This window comes from Serratia inhibens (assembly GCF_003591175.1).
GTDB classification, from domain to species: domain Bacteria; phylum Pseudomonadota; class Gammaproteobacteria; order Enterobacterales; family Enterobacteriaceae; genus Serratia; species Serratia inhibens.
In genome coordinates, this window is the sequence record NZ_QYYG01000006.1 from 128,798 (window position 1) to 147,388 (window position 18,591).

The 18,591-nt window shown below is 58.9% G+C and carries 13 protein-coding genes; all 13 read left to right on the forward strand.

Annotated features, from left to right (window positions below; translation table 11 throughout):
• Positions 1–9: 9 nt before the first annotated feature.
• Positions 10–5,001 (forward strand): alpha-2-macroglobulin family protein, encoded by a 4,992-nt coding sequence (locus D4100_RS18155; RefSeq protein WP_119804925.1) that lies wholly within the window; start codon positions 10–12, stop codon positions 4,999–5,001.
• Between the two features lie 61 nt (positions 5,002–5,062).
• Positions 5,063–7,387: a peptidoglycan glycosyltransferase PbpC gene (gene pbpC / locus D4100_RS18160; RefSeq protein ID WP_119804926.1), complete on the forward strand. Its 2,325-nt coding sequence runs from the start codon at positions 5,063–5,065 to the stop codon at positions 7,385–7,387.
• A gap of 182 nt (positions 7,388–7,569) precedes the next feature.
• Entirely contained in the window at positions 7,570–7,995 is a 426-nt protein-coding gene (gene ndk, locus D4100_RS18165) for a nucleoside-diphosphate kinase (protein WP_004952077.1), read from the forward strand.
• A gap of 275 nt (positions 7,996–8,270) precedes the next feature.
• A complete protein-coding gene (gene rlmN / locus D4100_RS18170; protein ID WP_004952075.1) occupies positions 8,271–9,467 on the forward strand; it encodes a dual-specificity RNA methyltransferase RlmN in 1,197 nt (398 codons plus the stop codon).
• A gap of 87 nt (positions 9,468–9,554) precedes the next feature.
• The gene (pilW, locus tag D4100_RS18175) at positions 9,555–10,301 is read left to right on the forward strand and encodes a type IV pilus biogenesis/stability protein PilW (RefSeq protein WP_006318156.1); all 747 of its coding nucleotides are present in this window, start codon (positions 9,555–9,557) and stop codon (positions 10,299–10,301) included.
• Complete coding sequence (gene rodZ, locus D4100_RS18180; RefSeq protein ID WP_006318155.1) at positions 10,291–11,274, forward strand: cytoskeleton protein RodZ; 984 nt, start codon at positions 10,291–10,293, stop codon at positions 11,272–11,274. Before pilW ends, rodZ begins: the two co-directional genes overlap by 11 nt.
• Before the next feature lie 47 nt (positions 11,275–11,321).
• A complete protein-coding gene (gene ispG / locus D4100_RS18185) occupies positions 11,322–12,443 on the forward strand; it encodes a flavodoxin-dependent (E)-4-hydroxy-3-methylbut-2-enyl-diphosphate synthase (protein WP_004952070.1) in 1,122 nt (373 codons plus the stop codon).
• Between the two features lie 139 nt (positions 12,444–12,582).
• Entirely contained in the window at positions 12,583–13,857 is a 1,275-nt protein-coding gene (gene hisS, locus D4100_RS18190; protein WP_006318153.1) for a histidine--tRNA ligase, read from the forward strand.
• 13 nt (positions 13,858–13,870) lie between these two features.
• Entirely contained in the window at positions 13,871–14,491 is a 621-nt protein-coding gene (locus tag D4100_RS18195; protein WP_006318152.1) for a YfgM family protein, read from the forward strand.
• Between the two features lie 11 nt (positions 14,492–14,502).
• Entirely contained in the window at positions 14,503–15,684 is a 1,182-nt protein-coding gene (bamB, locus tag D4100_RS18200; protein ID WP_006318151.1) for an outer membrane protein assembly factor BamB, read from the forward strand.
• A 133-nt stretch (positions 15,685–15,817) separates the two neighbouring features.
• The gene (gene der / locus D4100_RS18205; protein ID WP_119804927.1) at positions 15,818–17,299 is read left to right on the forward strand and encodes a ribosome biogenesis GTPase Der; all 1,482 of its coding nucleotides are present in this window, start codon (positions 15,818–15,820) and stop codon (positions 17,297–17,299) included.
• 97 nt (positions 17,300–17,396) lie between these two features.
• Positions 17,397–18,353, forward strand: coding sequence for an AEC family transporter (locus tag D4100_RS18210; RefSeq protein ID WP_006318145.1), 957 nt, complete (start codon positions 17,397–17,399; stop codon positions 18,351–18,353).
• Positions 18,354–18,366: 13 nt separating this feature from the next.
• On the forward strand, positions 18,367–18,588 hold the full coding sequence (locus D4100_RS18215; RefSeq protein ID WP_119804928.1) for a zinc ribbon domain-containing protein: 222 nt from the start codon (positions 18,367–18,369) through the stop codon (positions 18,586–18,588).
• The last annotated feature ends 3 nt before the right edge of the window (positions 18,589–18,591 follow it).

The window sequence follows — 18,591 nt, forward strand, 5'->3', positions numbered from 1 at the left end:
AGTTAAACGATGAAACCATGCCGTTCAGGGGCATTCGCATCAGGCAAGAAACTTTGTCAGGGGATCGCATTGGCGGGGGGCTTGCTGCTGCTGGCCGCCTGTGATGATGGCGGTCAAAAAACAACCGCGGTGCCAGCCGATGGGCCGACGAACAGCGTTACTCAGGCGAAACGGCCGGATGCTGCCGCACTGGCGGTGCTGGCGAAACGCGACGCAGGCAAGCCGCTGACGTTGCTGGATGCTTCCGAACTGCAACTCGATGGCGCCAGCGCTATGGTGCTGACGTTTTCTCTGCCGCTGGATCCGAACCAGGATTTCGCCGCGCGGGTGCACCTGGTCGACAGCGTCAGCGGTAAAATCGACGGTGCCTGGGAGCTGTCGGATAACCTGATGGAGCTGCGGTTGCGTCATCTGCAACCCAACCGCAAGCTGGTGCTGACCGTTGAAGGCGGCCTGAAAGCGGTCAACGGCGCCGAATTGGGCCAACAACAGCAACAAACCCTCGCCACCCGCGATATCAAACCCAGCGTCGGTTTTGCCGGCAAAGGCTCGCTGCTGCCGACCAAGCTGGCGCAGGGGTTACCGGTGATGGCGCTGAACGTCGACAACGTGGACGTTAACTTCTTCCGGGTGAAGGCCGATGCCTTACCGGCGTTCCTGGCCAACTGGGAATATCGCAACGCGCTTTCCAGCTGGGAGTCGGAAGAGCTGTTGAAAATGGCCGACCTGGTCTACAGCGGCCGTTTCGATCTCAACCCGCAACGCAACACCCGTGAACGCCTGCTGCTGCCGTTGAACGGCATCGAGGCGTTGCAGCAGCCCGGCGTTTATTTGGCGGTGATGCAGCAAGCCGGTCATTACGGATACACCAATCCGGCGACCTTGTTCACTCTCAGCGATATCGGCGTTTCGCTGCACAGCTACCACGATCGTCTGGACATCTTTACCCAGGGGCTGGAAGGCGGCGCGGCGCTAAGCGCGGTTGAGCTGCGCCTGCTGGATGAAAAAGGCCAAACCCTGGCGCAGGGCACGACCGATAAACAAGGACATGCTCAACTGACGAAAAGCAGCAAGGCGCGTTTGTTGCTGGCCACCCAACAGGGCCAGACCAGCATGATAGATCTCTCGACGCCGGCACTGGATCTGGCCGAGTTTGATATCGCCGGGCCGGAAGGCTACAGCAAGCAGTTCTTCGCTTTTGGCCCGCGCGATCTGTATCGGCCGGGCGAAACGCTGATCGTCAACGGTTTGCTGCGCGATGCCGACGGCAAGCCGCTGCCGGCCCAACCGGTGAAGGTGGATATCGTCAAGCCGGACGATCAGGTGGCTCGTAGCTTTGTCTGGCAGCCGCAGGATGGTCTGTATCAATACCGCTATCAAATCCCCGAGGGCGGGCCGACCGGCAACTGGTCGCTGCGCTTTAACCTGGGGGATAACCAGCCGCGGCTTTACGGCTTCAAGGTCGAGGATTTCCTGCCGGAGCGCATGGCGCTCGACATCACCGCACAGAAAACCCCGCTGCAACCCGACGCGCAACTGGTGTTTGACGTCACTGGCCGCTATCTGTACGGTGCGCCGGCTTCCGGCAATCGCCTGCAAGGGCAGGTGTTCCTGCGGCCCCAGCGTGAGGCGGTCGGCAGCCTGCCGGGCTATGAATTTGGTTCGGTGACGGAAGAAAGCCTGTCGCGCAACATGGACGAGTTCGATCAGGCGCTGGACAATGCGGGCAAGGCGCAGGTGGCGGTAGACAGCAGCTGGGCCGAGGTGAAATCCCCGCTGAAAGCGATCCTGCAGGCCAGCCTGCTGGAATCCGGCGGCCGTCCGGTAACGCGTCGCGCCGAACAGGCGATCTGGCCTGCCGATGCGCTGCCCGGCATTCGGCCGTTGTTCAACAAACAACAGATTTACGACTACCGCAGCGACAGCTATCAGGCCCAACCGGTCGTGGATGAAAACACCCAGGCCGGCTTTGATATCGTTTACGCCAATGCCGCCGGCGAGAAGCTGGCGGCCAGCGGGCTAAAGGCCCGGCTGGTGCGCGAGCGCCGTGACTATTACTGGCAATGGTCGGAAGGGGAAGGCTGGCAGTCGCTGTATGACAAGAAAGATCTGCCGCTGGCGGAACAGACCCTGGATATTGCCGCCAACGGCAGCGCCAAGGTGAGTTTCCCGGTGGAATGGGGCGCGTATCGCATTGAAGTGGTGGATCCGCAGAGCAACCTGATCACCAGCCTGCGATTCTGGGCAGGTTACAGCTGGCAAGACAACACCAACGGCAGCGGTGCGGTGCGGCCGGACCAGGTGAAACTGAAGCTGGACAAGCCGGCCTATAAGCCGGGCGAAAAAGTAAAATTGCATATTGAAACGCCGGCCGCCGGCAAGGGGTATCTGCTGGTGGAATCCAGCGATGGACCTTTGTGGTGGCAGGAGCTGGAGGTGCCGGCCGGCGGTGCCGATGTCGAGGTGCCGATTAACCAGGACTGGAAGCGCCACGATCTGTATCTCAGCGCGCTGGTGATCCGCCCAGGCGACAAACAGCAGCAGTCGACGCCGAAGCGGGCAGTGGGTTTGTTGCATCTGCCGCTGGTGGATGAAGGGCGCAAACTGGCGTTAACGCTGGATGCGCCGCAGCGCATGCGGCCGAATCAGACGCTGACGGTGAAGGTCAAGGCGGCCCATAGCGAAGGCAAACCGCCGCAGCAAATCAACGTACTGCTCTCCGCCGTGGACAGCGGCATTCTCAATATCACCGACTACGCGACGCCGGACCCGTATCAGGCATTCTTTGGCCGCAAGCGCTACAGTGCCGACCAGTACGATGTCTACGGGCAGTTGATCGAGGGCAAAGGGCGCCTGGCCAATCTGCGTTACGGCGGTGACGGCGACGACGAAGATGCGCTGTCGCGCGGCGGTAAAAAACCTATTACCACGGTGACCATCGTGGCCCAACAGGCGCAGCCGGTTAAACTGGACGCCAATGGCGAGGGCGAGATCCAGATCGCCATTCCGGATTTTAACGGCGAACTGCGGCTGATGGCGCAAGCGTGGAGCGACGAAGATTTCGGCAAGGCGGAGGCCAAAACCCAGGTCGCCGCACCGGTGGTCGCAGAGCTGGCGACGCCGCGTTTCCTGGCCGGGGGCGACAGCACCCAGTTGGCGCTGGACGTCAGCAATCTGTCCGGCCAGCCGCAAACGCTGACGGTGAAATTGGCCGCCGGCGGATTGGTGGCGCTGCAAGGTGCGGGTGAACAACAGGTCAGCCTGGCAAACGGCGAACGCACCACGCTGCAAATACCGGTGCAGGCGCTGGTGGGCTTTGGCCAGGGTGAGGTGGCGCTGAGGGTCAGTGGTCTGACGCTGCCGGGTGAAACGCTGAAAGATTATCAACATACCTGGAAGATTGGCGTGCGCCCGGCTTACCCGGCGCAAACCCGCCAGTTCGCCAGTGTGATCCGCGCCGGTGAAAGCTGGAGCCTGCCGGCAGATGCCGCCGCCGGCCTGGTGCCGGCAACCCTGGAGGGGCAATGGCTGTTAACCAGCCGGCCGCCGATTAATCTGGCGCGTTATATCAGCGAACTTTACGCCTATCCGTATGGTTGCCTGGAACAAACGACCAGCGGGCTTTATCCGTCGCTGTATACCAATCGGGCGCAACTGAGCGCATTGGGCATCAAAACCGGCAGTGATGAAAGCCGCCGCAGCAGCATCGATACCGGCATTGAGCATTTGCTCAGCATGCAGCGTTTTAACGGCGGTTTTGGCCTGTGGAACCGCGACAGTCAGGAAGAGTTCTGGCTGACCGCCTATGCCACAGACTTCCTGTTCCGCGCCAGCGAGCAGAATTACAGCGTACCGGCCGAGGCATTGACCGCGGCCAATAACCGCCTGCAGCGCTATTTACAGGACCGCAACCAGATCGACGTTGCCTATACCCCGTTCCCTGATCACACCCGTTTTGCGGTGCAAGCCTATGCCGGGTTGGTGTTGGCGCGTCAACAACAGGCACCGCTTGGCGCGTTGCGGCAGCTGTATGAACGCCGTGCCGACGCTCGCTCAGGCTTGCCGCTGGTGCAGCTTGGCGTCGCGCTGAAACTGATGGGGGATATGCCGCGCGCCAACCAGGCGATCGAGCAAGGGCTGGCGACACAGCGCAACGCCAAAGATTATTGGCTGGAAGATTACGGCAGCCCGCTGCGCGACGATGCGATGATTCTGGCGCTGCTGACCGAAAATAATCTGCTGCCGGCGGTACGCGACCAGCGCTTGCTGTCGCTGTCTGAACGGCTTAACGGTGAGCGTTATCTGTCCACGCAGGAGAGCAACGCGCTGTTCCTGGCTGCCCGTAACCTGATCGGCAGTGCTGAAACGCCGTGGCAGGCGCAAACGGCACAGGGCAAGGCGCTGTCCGGCAGCCAGGCACTGACGCAAAACCTGTCCGCCGAGCAGGCGGCCGCGGGGCTGCAACTCACCAATACCGGCAGCGGCACGCTGTACAGCCGCGCCGATCTGGTGGGTTACCCGGAGCAGGCGCCGCAGCCGCAGAGCAACGTGTTGAACATTCGCCGCGAATTCCTGGGATTGGACGGCAAACCTGTGGATCTGACCCAGTTGAAAAGCGGACAGCTGATTCTGGTGCATCTGGATGTCTGGGGCGATAACGCGGTACCGGACGCGCTGGTGGTGGATTTGCTGCCGGCCGGTCTGGAGCTGGAAAATCAGAATCTGGGGGACAGCAGCGCCAGCCTGGGCGAAAGCGCCAGCAGCGTGACCGAACTGTTGCAGGATATGCAGCAGGCAGATATCAAACACCAGGAGTTCCGCGACGATCGCTACCTGGCGGCGGTGAATATCGACGGCTACCGTCATACCACGCTGCTGTATCTGGCGCGTGCGGTGACGCCGGGTGCCTATCTGGTGCCGGCTCCGCAGGTTGAGTCGATGTATGTGCCCGCCTGGCGCGCGTTGGGCACTACGCCGCCGCGACTTGAGATTGCCCGATGACCTACCCTGTCCCGCCCCGGTGGTTTAACCGGTGGCGGGGCAAGGGAGCGATGCTTTTCTTATGACTCTCTTCCTCGCCCATTTGCGCCGCCGCTGGTTAATCTGGCTGTTGGTGATTTTCCTGCCGCCCGCTTTGCTGTGGCTGGCGGACCGGCTGTGGCCGCTGCCGCTGAAAGATGTCGAGATGGCCCGAGTGGTGGTGGCGGAAGACGGCACGCCGCTGTGGCGCTATGCCGACCATGACGGCGTGTGGCGCTATCCGGTGACTTTGCAGCAGGTGTCGCCCTATTATCTGCAAGCGTTGCTGACCTATGAGGACCGCTGGTTTTATCAGCATCCCGGCATCAACCCGCTGGCGCTGGCCCGCGCCGCCTGGCAAGACCTGCGCAATGGGCAGATTGTTTCCGGCGGCAGTACGTTGTCGATGCAGGTGGCGCGCCTTATCGATCCCCATCCGCGCACGCTGGCTGGCAAATTACGGCAGGTGTGGCGTACCGCGCAGTTGGAATGGCATTTATCGAAGGATCAAATCCTCGAAATCTACCTTAACCGGGCGCCCTATGGCGGCACGTTGCAGGGGATTGGCGCGGCAAGCTGGACCTATCTGGGCAAACCGCCTGCGGCGCTCACGCGTGGAGAAGCGGCGTTGCTGGCGGTATTGCCGCAAGCGCCCAGCCGTTTGCGGCCGGATCGCTATCCGGAACGGGCACAGGCCGCACGGGACAAAGTGCTGGAGCGGTTGGCGCATTACCGCGTTTGGCCGGCACAGCAGGTGAATGAAATTCGCCAGGAAGCGCTGTGGCTGGCACCGCGTCAGGTGCCGCAGTTAGCGCCGTTGCTGGCGCGGCGCATGACGCAGGGTAACCGCAGCCAGGTCGTAACGACCACGCTGGACGCCACGTTACAGCGGCGGCTTGAAGAACTGGCGCGCGGCTGGAAGAGCCAATTGCCCGAAAAAACCTCGGTCGGCGTGCTGGTGGTCGATCACACCAATATGAAGGTGCGCGCCTACCTGGGTTCGTTGGATTTCAATGACAACGGCCGTTTCGGTCATGTTGATATGGTGGCCGCCTGGCGCTCGCCGGGTTCGACGCTCAAACCCTTTTTGTATGGACTGGCGCTGGACGATGGGCTAATCCACGCTGAATCGCTGTTGCAGGATGTGCCGCGTCGCTTCGGCGATTACCGGCCCGGCAATTTTGATACCGGTTTTCACGGCCCTGTCAGCGCCAGCGAGGCGCTGGCACGCTCGCTTAATCTGCCGGCGGTGCAACTGCTGGAGGCTTACGGCCCAAAACGCTTCACCGCCAATTTACGCAACGTGGGCGTGGAACTGCGGCTGCCGGCCCATGCCGAACCGAGCCTGGCGTTGATTTTGGGCGGAGCCGGTGCGCGGTTGGATCAGTTGGTCGCCGGGTTCAGCGCATTGGCCCGGCAAGGCAAAGTGGCACCGCTGCGTTTTACGCCTCGGCAAGGGCTTTACGATCGCCAGTTGCTGTCGCCGGGTGCCGCCTGGATTGTGCGGCGCATCTTGGCGGGAGAAGCGCGGCCGTTGCCGGATGACATGCTGCCTGCCAGCGTGCCGCTGGCGTGGAAAACCGGTACCAGTTACGGCTACCGCGACGCCTGGGCGGTTGGCGTTAATGCCCGTTATACGCTGGGCATCTGGGTTGGGCGACCGGACGGTACGCCGGTGGCCGGGCAGTTCGGCTTCGCCACGGCGGTACCGCTGCTGAACCAGGTCAATAATTTGCTGCTGGCCTCTTTGCGCCAACGCGGGCAGGGGATCCCGGCCGATCCGCGGCCCGCGAGCGTCAGCCGGGCAGAGATCTGCTGGCCAGGCGGGCAGCCGCTTGCCGCCGGTGACAGTAACTGCCGCCAGCGGCGCCTGAGCTGGATCCTCGACGGAACCCTGCCGCCGACGCTGTCTGCACCGGGCCAGGAAAGCGCGTTGGGCAGCCAACCCCTGGTGTGGCTGAATACTCGCGGGCTGCGCGTGGCGGCGGATTGCCCGGGGGCGGTGGCGCATCGTTTGGCGTTGTGGCCAACGCCGCTGGAACCATGGTTGCCGCCGGCGGAACGTCGCGCCCAGCGTTTGCCGGCCGTCGATCCGCAGTGCCCGCCCTTGCAACAACAAGAGGCACCGCCTCTGCTGATGCTGGGCGTAAGCGACGGCGCGATACTGCGGCGCCTGCCGGGTAAAAATGCGCTTGATTTGCGGGTCAGCGCCCAGGGCGGGAGCGGGCAGCGTTGGTGGTTCCTGAACGGCCGGTTGGTGGGGGAAGGGGAGTCGCTGTTGCAGACGCTGACGCAGCCGGGCCGCTATCAGCTCAGCCTGCTGGATGAAAGCGGCCAGGTGGCGCTACGCGGATTTAGCCTCGACTAAGCCGGTTTTTCACCTTCGGCCCACAGGGCGCAAAGTGAAGAATGAAGATAATAATTTTTAATGAAATGTTGATTTTCCCGTAGGCAAGCGTTAACGGCGCACATATAATCTGCGCCACTTAAGAAGGCCGGCACGCGTTTAACTGCAGACCGGCCAGTTTTGGAAGCCATACAGAGGCCATCATGACCGTAGAACGTACCTTTTCCATCATCAAACCAAATGCTGTAGCCAATAACGACATCGGCGCAATCTATGCTCGTTTCGAGCGTGCCGGTTTCAAAATCATCGCATCCAAAATGCTGCGCCTGACTCGCGAACAAGCCGAAGGCTTCTACGCTGAGCACAAAGGCCGCCCATTCTTTGACGGTCTGGTTGAGTTCATGACCTCCGGCCCAATCGTGGTTCAGGTTCTGGAAGCCGAAAACGCAGTACAGCGCAACCGTGACATCATGGGCGCAACCAACCCGGACAACGCACTGGCCGGCACCCTGCGTGCCGACTACGCGGACAGCTTCACTGCCAACGCCGTACACGGCTCCGACGCAGTAGAATCTGCCCAGCGCGAAATCGCTTATTTCTTCAACGAAAGCGAAATCTGCCCACGTTAATACCCGCCGTCTTTCAAGTTGCCGCGTGGTTGGCTGCAACTTGAAACCCATAGGGTATTCCGTGTCGTGGTTTGCATGGCATGGCATTCACCGGCTGAAACAATAAAAATGCCCTGAATGCCTTTCAGTCATGGCAACCTGCTACTAAAATTTGTACAATGCCGCGCCCCTGATGAGTCGTCTTGTCAGGGGCGCGTTTTTCAGTGCGATTTAAACGCACACTTACTTTCCATTCTTTAGCGCCATAACGTGTAACAACGAGGCCAGAGATCATCATGTTAGAACCCATCACGTCCGAGCACATCGTGTCTGAAAATAATTCGCTGACTACTCAATCCGTTAATGCGGAAACCCCGGCTGCGGCCAAAATTAACCTGCTGGATTTGAACCGTCAGCAAATGCGTGAATTCTTCGCCAAAATGGGCGAAAAACCTTTCCGCGCCGATCAGGTCATGAAGTGGATATACCACTATTGCTGCGATGATTTTGAGCAGATGACCGATATCAACAAGGTGCTGCGCAACAAACTGCAGAGCGTCGCCGAAATTCGCGCGCCGGAAGTGGCAGAAGAACAGCGTTCAGCCGATGGCACCATCAAATGGGCGATCACGGTAGGTGATCAGCAGGTCGAAACCGTGTTTATTCCGGACGGCGATCGCGCGACCCTGTGCGTGTCATCCCAGGTGGGGTGTGCGCTGGAGTGCAAATTCTGTTCGACCGCTCAGCAGGGCTTTAACCGTAACCTGCGCGTGTCGGAAATCATTGGCCAGGTGTGGCGTGCGGCGAAAATCATCGGCGCACTGAAAGTCACCGGCGAACGCCCGATCACCAACGTGGTGATGATGGGCATGGGTGAGCCGCTGCTCAACCTGAACAACGTGGTGCCGGCGATGGAAATCATGCTGGACGATTTCGGCTTTGGCTTGTCCAAACGCCGCGTTACCCTGTCCACTTCCGGTGTCGTGCCGGCGCTGGACAAATTGGGCGACATGATTGACGTTGCGCTGGCGATCTCGCTGCATGCGCCAAACGACAAGATCCGCGATGAAATCGTCCCCATCAACCGCAAATACAATATCGAAACCTTCCTGGCTGCGGTACGCCGCTACCTGGAGAAATCCAACGCCAATCAGGGCCGGGTTACGGTCGAGTACGTGATGCTGGATCATATCAACGACAGCACCGACGATGCGCACCAATTGGCGGAGGTTCTGAAGGACACGCCATGCAAGATCAACCTGATCCCATGGAACCCGTTCCCCGGCGCGCCTTACGGCCGCAGTTCCAACAGCCGCGTGGATCGTTTTTCCAAAGTGTTGATGGAATACGGCTTTACGACTATTGTTCGTAAAACCCGTGGTGATGATATCGATGCCGCTTGCGGGCAACTGGCAGGTGAAGTGATCGACCGTACCAAGCGTACCCTGAAAAAGAAAATGGCCGGGGAACCTATCAACGTGCGTGCGGTCTGAATCCTATAGCATGATTTTTTTGTTATCTAACAGTCTGTTATGTGAATAGACGTCAAGATGACATCAGATAAGGAAATGAATGCGGGCATGAAGCTGAATCTGTGGGGCATGTTGCTGGCGGCCGGTTTACTGGCAGGCTGTTCCGGGTCGTCACCGGAAAAAGACGCGCAACCTGAAGCGGGCCAGACGCGTTTGCAACTGGGGCTGGAATATCTGAAGCAGGGCGATTTGAACGCCGCGCGGCAGAATCTGGAAAAAGCGGCGGACGCCGCCCCGCAGGATTACCGTACCCAATTGGGCATGGCGCTTTACGAGCAGCGGATTGGCGAGAATGGCGCGGCTGAACAGCGTTATCAGCAGGCGCTCAAACTTGCGCCAAACAATGGCACCGTACTGAATAATTACGGTGCGTTTCTTTGCGGTTTAGGGCAGTATGTACCGGCACAACAGCAGTTTAGCGCCGCGGCCCTGGCACCGGATTATGGTCAGGTTGCCGACAGCCTGGAAAACGCAGGTTACTGTTTTCTCAAGGCCGGACAGAACGATGAAGCACGCACCTTGTTAACGCGCGCCCTGAAGGTCGATCCGGACAAAGGCACTCCACTGTTGGTGGAGGCAGAAAAGCAATTTGGAGAAGGGAAGCGCGCTCAGTCGCAACTTTTATTGGATAGTTATCAACATGTTCTGCCGGCTAGCGCCGACAGCTTATGGTTACAGATTCGTTTCGCCGCGTTAGCAGGCCGCCCGGATAGCGTTCAACGCTATGGCAAGCAGCTGGCGCGAAGTTTTCCACAATCCAAACAGTACCAGCAGTTCTTAGCTAATGAATACTGAAGCCTCCCAAGATAAAACCGTACCCGTGACGACAGGCCAACGCCTGCGTCAAGCCCGTGAACAGCTCGGGCTGAGTCAACAGGCCGTTGCAGAACGCCTGTGCCTCAAAATGTCTACCGTGCGCGACATAGAAGAAGACAATCTCTCCGCAGACCTTGCTTCGACTTTCGTGCGTGGTTATATCCGTTCCTACGCCAAGCTGGTGCATTTGCCGGAAGATGAACTGCTGCCGATGCTGGCCAAGCAGGCTCCGCTGAAGGTGGCAAAAGTTGCGCCAATGCAGAGTTTCTCGTTAGGCAAACGCCGCAAAAAACGCGACGGCTGGCTGATGAGCTTCACCTGGCTGATTGTTTTCGTGGTAGTCGGTCTGACCGGCGCCTGGTGGTGGCAAAACCACAAGGCACAGCAGGAAGAGATTGCCACCATGGCCGATCAATCTTCCGCTCAGCTTTCACAAAACAATGAAGGCCAATCAGTGCCGTTGACCGACAGCAATGCCGACAACAGCGCACCTTTGGTTGACAATGGTTCAACGCCGGTAGATACCGGCGCTGCACCTGCGCAACAGGCAGCACCGGCTCCGGCCGCAACCGGCAGTGAAACCGCACAGCAACCTGCTGTGGTTTCGCCAAGCCAAGCTCCGCTGCCAGAGACCACGCCTGCGGCTCCGACGGCGCAAGCGCCGCTGCCGACCGGCGAAGCGGGCATGGCAGCACCGGCTGAAGATCCCAATGCGTTGGTGATGAACTTCTCCTCTGACTGTTGGTTGCAGGTTAGCGACGCCAGCGGCAAGACGTTGTTCAGCGGCACCCAAAAGAGCGGTGGCAAGCTGAACCTGGCAGGTACCGCGCCGTATAAACTGACTATTGGCGCACCGGCCGCAGTACAGATTCAATATCAAGGTAAGCCGGTGGATTTAAGCCGGTTTGTTAAATCAAACCGTGTTGCTCGTCTGACCATTGCCGCGCAGTGATTGCGCGGCCATTGTCGTGAAGCCAGAGCAACAATGGAGAGTAAGTAATGCATAACCAAGCGCCCATCAACCGTCGAAAATCAACGCGAATTTACGTCGGCAAGGTGCCTATTGGTGATGGCGCGCCGATTGCCGTGCAGTCGATGACCAACACCCGTACCACCGATGTTGAAGCAACGGTTAATCAGATCAAAGCGCTGGAGCGCGTGGGCGTAGATATCGTCCGCGTTTCAGTTCCCACCATGGACGCCGCCGAGGCGTTCAAGCTGATCAAGCAGCAGGTTAACGTGCCGCTGGTCGCCGATATCCACTTCGATTACCGCATTGCGTTGCAGGTTGCCGAATACGGCGTGGACTGCCTGCGTATCAACCCGGGCAATATCGGCAACGAGTCGCGCATCCGCTCAGTCGTGGACTGCGCGCGCGATAAAAACATCCCGATTCGTATTGGGGTGAACGGCGGCTCGCTGGAAAAAGACATTCAGGAAAAATACGGCGAACCTACGCCGGAAGCGCTGCTCGAATCGGCGATGCGTCATGTGGATATCCTCGATCGTCTCAACTTCGATCAGTTCAAGGTCAGCGTCAAAGCCTCCGACGTATTCCTGGCGGTGCAATCTTATCGCCTGCTGGCCGCGCGTATCGATCAACCGCTGCATTTGGGCATCACCGAAGCCGGCGGCATGCGCAGCGGTTCGGTGAAGTCGGCGATTGGCCTGGGTCTGCTGCTGTCGGAAGGCATCGGCGATACCCTGCGTATTTCGCTGGCGGCCGATCCGGTGGAAGAAGTGAAAGTCGGTTTCGATATCCTGAAATCGCTGCGCATTCGTGCGCGCGGCATTAACTTCATCGCCTGCCCAACCTGCTCGCGTCAGGAGTTTGACGTTATCGGCACGGTGAACGCGCTTGAACAACGCCTGGAAGATATCATCACGCCGATGGACATCTCGATTATCGGTTGTGTGGTCAACGGGCCGGGCGAAGCGCTGGTTTCCACGCTGGGTGTGACCGGTGGCCATAACAAGAGCGGTTTTTACGAAGACGGCGTGCGTCAGAAAGAGCGTTTTGACAACGAACAGATGATTGACCAGTTGGAGGCGAAGATTCGCGCCAAGGCGTCGATGATGGATGAAAGCAATCGCATCTCGGTCAATCTGCTGGAAAAATAAGCGTTATCGCTACATGGCGGGCTGATTAGCCCGCTTGTTTATGAACCCGGGAGGCAGAAAGCGGCACCCGCGTTGAATACGGGGCGGCAAAGTCCCTATAATCGGGTTCATTTTTATAGACAACGGACAGAGAAATCACGTGGCAAAGAACATTCAAGCCATTCGCGGCATGAACGACTACCTGCCGGAAGATACGGCATTATGGCAGCGTATTGAAGGCACACTGAAACAGGTGCTGGGCAGCTACGGTTACAGCGAAATCCGGTTGCCGATTGTAGAGCAGACCCCGTTATTCAAACGCGCGATCGGCGAAGTGACCGACGTCGTGGAAAAAGAGATGTACACCTTCGAGGATCGCAACGGCGAAAGCCTGACGCTGCGTCCGGAAGGGACGGCCGGCTGCGTTCGCGCCGGCATCGAACATGGTCTGCTGTACAATCAGGAACAGCGTCTGTGGTACATCGGCCCGATGTTCCGCTATGAGCGCCCGCAGAAAGGCCGCTATCGCCAATTCAATCAGCTGGGTGTGGAGGTGTTCGGCCTGCAAGGCCCGGACATCGACGCCGAACTGATCCTGCTGACCGCCCGCTGGTGGAAAGCGCTGGGTATTTCCGAGCACGTTAATCTGGAGCTGAATTCAATCGGCTCGCTGGAAGCGCGCGCCAATTACCGCGATGCCCTGGTAGCGTTCCTGGAACAGCATAAAGAAAAGCTGGACGAAGATTGCAAGCGCCGCATGTACAGCAACCCGCTGCGCGTACTGGACTCCAAAAATCCGGAAGTTCAGGCCTTGCTGAATGACGCACCGCGCCTGTCCGAGTATCTGGATGACGAGTCCAAAGCCCACTTCGACGGCCTGTGTGAACTTTTGGCTCAGGCAGGTATCCCATATACCATCAATGAACGCCTGGTGCGCGGTCTGGACTACTACAACCGTACGGTATTCGAATGGGTGACCACCAGTCTGGGCGCTCAGGGCACAGTGTGTGCCGGCGGCCGTTACGACGGCCTGGTCGAGCAACTGGGCGGGCGTGCGACGCCGGCGGTCGGTTTCGCGATGGGTCTGGAACGTCTGGTATTGCTGGTTCAGGCAGTTAATCCGGATTTCAAAGCCCCTGCGACCATTGACGTGTATGTTATCTCCTCCGGCGCGGGCGCCCAAAGCGCGGCGATGCAGTTGGCAGAAAACGTGCGCGATGCGGCACCCCAGTTGAAATTAATGACCAACTACGGCGGCGGCAACTTTAAGAAACAGATCACCCGTGCGGACAAATGGGGCGCGCGCGTCGCTTTGATCCTCGGTGAGAACGAAGTCGCGGCACAGCAGGTGGTGGTTAAGGACCTGCGCAGTGGTGAACAAGAAACGCTGGCGCAAAGCGAAGTCGCAGTGCGTCTGGCAACGATGTTAGGTTAAGGAGAAGGACACCGTGGAAGTCTATACCACTGAAAACGAACAAGTCGACGCCGTGCGTCGGTTCTTTGCCGAGAACGGCAAAGCGCTGGCGGTGGGTGTGGTGCTCGGAATTGGTGCCCTGGTCGGCTGGCGTTTCTGGCAGAGCCACCAAAACTCCAACATGATGGCTGCGTCCCAATCTTATCAGGAAGCCAGCGATCGTCTGGCGGCCGGTAAGCCGGACGACGTGTCCGCTGCGGAGGCGTTTGCCAAGGCCAACAGCAATAGCTACGGCGTATTGGCCTCGCTGGAGCTGGCGAAGCACTTCGTTGAGCAAAATGATTTTGCCAAGGCAGAGCAGCAGTTGGTACTGGCTCAGGGCCAGACCAAAGACGATAATATGCTGGCGATGATTAACCTGCGTCTGGCGCGTGTCCAGTTGCAGGAAAAAAAGCTGGATGAAGCGCTGAAAACGCTGGATGGCGTGAAAGGCGAAGGTTGGGCGGCGATGGCGCAAGATGCACGCGGCGACGCGTTGCTGGCCAAAGGCGACACCAAAGGTGCGCGTGAGGCTTACAGCAAAGGCATTGAGTCCAACGCTTCTCAGGCGCTGCAGGTTCTGCTGCGCATGAAATTGAATAACTTGTCCAGCTAAGGGGAATTCCCATGCAATTGCGTAAAACACTCTTGGTCGGACTGGTTTCCGTCGCCTTGCTGAGTGGTTGCTCGCTGTTTAACAGTGAAGAAGACGTGGTTACCATGTCGCCGCTGCCAAAAGTTGAAAATCAGTTCACGCCGAACAAGGCGTGGAGCACATCGGTAGGCGACGGTGTCGGTGAGTTTTATTCTCATCTGCGTCCCGCTTTCCAGGACAGCACCATTTATGCTGCTGACCGCCACGGCGTCGTGAAAGCGATGGATGCCGACAGCGGTGACGAAAAGTGGAAGGTCGATCTCTCCGAGAAAACCGGCTTCCTCTCCAGCAACCGGCCGGCACTGCTGTCAGGCGGCCTGGCGGTTGCAGGCGACAAGGTTTACGTCGGCAGTGAAAAAGCAGTGGTTTACGCGTTGAATACCGCAGACGGTAAAGTGGCGTGGCAGACCAAGGTCGCCGGCGAAGCGATTTCTCGCCCGGTAATCAGCGACGGCATGGTGCTGATCCATACCTCCAATGGCCTGCTGCAGGCGCTGAACGAATCTGATGGCGCGGTGAAGTGGACGGTTAACCTGGACATGCCATCGCTGTCACTGCGCGGTGAGTCCGCACCGGCCGTTGCCTTTGGCGCGGCGATTGTCGGCGGTGATAACGGCCGCGTCAGCGCAGTGCTGATGCAGCAGGGCCAGTTGATCTGGCAACAGCGTATTTCCCAGCCGAGCGGCGCGACCGAGATCGATCGCCTGAACGATGTGGACACGACGCCGGTGATTGTTGAAGGCGTTGTCTACGCATTAGGTTACAATGGCAACCTGACGGCGCTGGATCTGCGTTCCGGCCAGATCATGTGGAAGCGTGAACTGGGTTCCGTGAACGACTTCATCGTGGACGCGGGCCGCATCTATCTGGTGGATCAGAACGATCGCGTTGTAGCGCTGAGCACCGAAGGCGGCGTAACAGTGTGGACGCAGAGCGATCTGCTGCACCGCAACCTGACCCCGCCGGTGATGTATAATGGTTATCTGGTGACCGGCGATTCCGAAGGTTACCTGCACTGGATTAACACCACGGACGGCCGTTTTGTTGCCCAGCAGGAAGTGGATAGCTCCGGCTTCCTGTCTGCACCGATGGTGGCCGGCGATAAGCTGGTTATCCAGGCTAAAGGCGGAAAAGTTTACGCTTTCACCCGCTAACGCTGCCGGTCATCGCACGGTTTGCAAACGGCTCCTGAGTGTTCAGGGGCCGTTTCGTATTTTTATAAGCTGCACTTCTGGTGTCTATCCATGGTGTAGTAACGCATTGATTATTAAGTAATGAGGCTTCACAATGATACCTGTCGTCGCGCTGGTTGGGCGCCCGAATGTGGGTAAATCCACCTTATTTAACCGTTTAACACATACGCGCGATGCGCTGGTGGCGGATTTCCCCGGGCTAACGCGAGACCGCAAGTATGGTCGTGCCGAAGTTGAGGGTAATGAATTTATTATCGTCGATACCGGGGGCATTGACGGTACCGAAGACGGCGTTGAAACGCGCATGGCCGGCCAATCGCTGTTGGCGATTGAAGAAGCGGACATCGTGCTGTTCATGGTCGACGCTCGTGCCGGCCTGATGCCGGCCGATCAGGGCATTGCCCAGCATCTGCGCAACCGTCAGAAGGCTACCTTCCTGGTCGCCAACAAAACCGACGGCATGGATCCGGACATGGCCACCGCCGATTTCTACTCGCTGGGCCTGGGCGACGTGTATGCGATCGCCGCTTCGCACGGCCGTGGCGTAGCACAGCTGATCGAACACGTGCTGGTGCCGTTTGTCGGTGAAAAACCCGAAGAAGTCGAGCTGACCGAAGAAGAGGCCAACGCCGCTTACTGGGCTGAGCAGGAAGACGAAATCCCGGAGGACGAAGAGCCGGAAGACGACTTCAACCCGCAAGATTTGCCGATCAAGCTGGCGATCGTTGGCCGTCCTAACGTGGGTAAGTCCACACTGACTAACCGCATCCTCGGCGAGGAGCGTGTGGTGGTGTACGACATGCCGGGCACTACCCGCGACAGCATCTATATCCCGATGGTACGCGACGAGCGCGAATACGTGCTGATTGATACCGCCGGGGTGCGCAAACGCGGCAAGGTAACGGAAACCGTAGAGAAATTCTCGGTAATCAAAACCCTGCAAGCGATCGAAGACGCCAACGTAGTGCTGTTGGTGGTTGACGCGCGCGAAGGCATTTCCGATCAGGATCTGTCGCTGCTCGGCTTTATCCTCAATAGTGGGCGCTCACTGGTGATTGCGGTCAACAAGTGGGACGGCATGAGCGAGGAAGATCGCGAGCATGTGAAAGAGATGCTGGATCTGCGCCTGGGCTTTGTCGATTTCGCCCGCGTGCACTTCATCTCTGCGCTGCACGGCAGCGGCGTCGGCAACCTGTTCGAATCCGTGCAGGAAGCCTACGAGTGCGCGACCCGTCGCGTGAACACCTCCATGCTGACCAAAATCATGCAGATGGCTGCCGAAGACCACCAGCCGCCGTTGGTGCGTGGCCGCCGCGTGAAGCTGAAATACGCGCACGCCGGGGGTTATAACCCACCGATTGTGGTGATCCACGGCAACCAGGTGAGCGATCTGGCCGACTCGTACAAACGTTATCTGATGAACTACTTCCGTCGTTCACTGAAGGTAATGGGTACGCCAATCCGCATCCAGTTCAAAGAGGGTGACAACCCGTTCGCCGGCAAGCGCAACCTGTTGACGCCAAACCAGATGCGCAAGCGTAAACGCCTGATGAGCCACCTGAAGAAAAGCAAATAATCTTCAAAAAGAGCGCGGTAGCAATACCGCGCTCTTTTTTATTGACCCGAAGTCGTTCTATTATCTGCATATTGTCACCGCCAGTTGAAGGAACACCATGTCCTGGGAAACCTGGAGTTTTGCGTTCAGCGTCACCGTACCTAATCTTTTAATGATGCTGCTGGGCATACTGCTGCGCCACTGGCGGCTGATGGACGATCGTTTTATTGATGGCGCCACACGCTTGGTGTTCAATCTGGCGCTGCCTTGCCTGCTGTTCTTCAGTATCGCCACCAATCATCCGCAACTGCTGGGCAACCTGCCGCTGGTTCTCTATGGCGCGATCGGCACCATCGCCACCTTCCTGCTGCTGGAGGTGGCGGCGGTCTGGTTGGTTAAGGAACCGCGTGAACGGGGCGTATTCGTGCAGGGCGGGTTCCGCGCCAATACCGCGATTGTCGGCCTCGCGTACGCCATGACGGCCTATGGCGACGAAGGGGTGGCGTTGGGTTCGCTGTACCTGACGGTCACGGTGATCCTGTTTAACGTGCTGTCGGTGATCACCCTGACGCGCAGTCTGCAGGGCGGGCACGGCAAGAAGATCGGCCGTTTGTCGCTGCTGCGCAGCATCGTCACCAATCCGCTGATTATCGGCCTGGTGTGCGGGTTGCTGTTCGCGCAAACCGGCCTGGCAATCCCGCAGGTGATCCGGCAGACCGGCAGCTATATCTCCGGGCTGTCGCTGCCGCTGGCGTTGTTGTGCACCGGCGCAAGCCTGGATCTGCGTGCCATGTTCCGTTCATCCAACGTTGCTGCGCTGTCTTCTTCGGCCAAACTGTTCCTGGTACCCGTATTGATGACGCTGGGTGGCTGGCTGTGGGGCTTTCACGGCGCGGCGCTGGGGATTATCTTCCTGTTTTCCGCCACGCCGACCGCCTCGGGCAGCTATGTCATGACGCGCGCGATGGGCGGCAACGCCACGTTGGCAGCGAATATTATTGCCATCACCACCGTCGGTTCGTTTTTTACCACCGCGCTGGGGATCTACTTCTTGCGCTCGTGGGGCGTCATTTAATTCAGGAGTCAGTATGGAAGCGCACTGTCCGCAATGCGATCAAACGATGGAGTGGGTGAATGGTCACTACCATTGCACAGCCTGTGCACGCGATTATCGGCAGTTGGCCCATTGCCCGGATTGCGGGCAGCCGTTGCAGGAGCTGAAGGCGTGCGGCGCAGTGGATTACCTGTGTCAGAACGGCCACGGGCTGATATCCAAAAAGCGCGTGCTATTTGATTATCAGCCGTTGTAAGCC

Bases quoted from the DNA above. Each gene is read 5' to 3' on its own strand.
- D4100_RS18155 (WP_119804925.1), top strand. From the start codon at position 10: ATGAAACCATGCCGTTCAGGGGCATTCGCATCAGGCAAGAAACTTTGT.
- pbpC (WP_119804926.1), top strand. From the start codon at position 5,063: ATGACTCTCTTCCTCGCCCATTTGCGCCGCCGCTGGTTAATCTGGCTG.
- ndk (WP_004952077.1), top strand. From the start codon at position 7,570: ATGACCGTAGAACGTACCTTTTCCATCATCAAACCAAATGCTGTAGCC.
- rlmN (WP_004952075.1), top strand. From the start codon at position 8,271: ATGTTAGAACCCATCACGTCCGAGCACATCGTGTCTGAAAATAATTCG.
- pilW (WP_006318156.1), top strand. From the start codon at position 9,555: ATGAAGCTGAATCTGTGGGGCATGTTGCTGGCGGCCGGTTTACTGGCA.
- rodZ (WP_006318155.1), top strand. From the start codon at position 10,291: ATGAATACTGAAGCCTCCCAAGATAAAACCGTACCCGTGACGACAGGC.
- ispG (WP_004952070.1), top strand. From the start codon at position 11,322: ATGCATAACCAAGCGCCCATCAACCGTCGAAAATCAACGCGAATTTAC.
- bamB (WP_006318151.1), top strand. From the start codon at position 14,503: ATGCAATTGCGTAAAACACTCTTGGTCGGACTGGTTTCCGTCGCCTTG.
- der (WP_119804927.1), top strand. From the start codon at position 15,818: ATGATACCTGTCGTCGCGCTGGTTGGGCGCCCGAATGTGGGTAAATCC.
- D4100_RS18210 (WP_006318145.1), top strand. From the start codon at position 17,397: ATGTCCTGGGAAACCTGGAGTTTTGCGTTCAGCGTCACCGTACCTAAT.
- D4100_RS18215 (WP_119804928.1), top strand. From the start codon at position 18,367: ATGGAAGCGCACTGTCCGCAATGCGATCAAACGATGGAGTGGGTGAAT.